Raw genomic sequence first — 342 nt, forward strand, 5'->3', positions numbered from 1 at the left:
TTGGGGCGGACTCCAGTGAGACCATTACCTTTGACCCTCTAGGGAAAAGTGACTGTGATCCCGGTAGCGCATGCGAGATTACAGTGGATGGTCGCACAATATATGTATACTCAACTGGCTATGTAGGCAGGTTAGATGCTTCAGGTTCCTGATACGGTTTTCTGCCGATGAAGAGCATGTCAAATAGAGGCTTTACGTTGGTCGAGGCGCTGGTCGCGCTGGTGGTGCTTTCAATCGGCCTGTTAGGTGTGGCAGCCATGCAGATGAAGGCATTGCAGGGTGCTCATATAGGATATCAACGTGCGCTGGCCAGTATTATTGCTATCGATGCTCAAGAGCTTT

At 50.3% G+C, this 342-nt stretch carries 1 protein-coding gene; it reads left to right on the plus strand.

The annotated features are described in order from the left end of the window. Positions 1-176 precede the first annotated feature (176 nt). Positions 177-342 (plus strand): type IV pilus modification PilV family protein (locus IOC61_RS17575; protein WP_195690023.1); only part of this gene is annotated, 166 nt, incomplete at its 3' end.

Origin of the sequence: Halomonas sp. KAO, assembly GCF_015595025.1 — a bacterium.
Taxonomy (GTDB): Bacteria; Pseudomonadota; Gammaproteobacteria; order Pseudomonadales; family Halomonadaceae; genus Halomonas.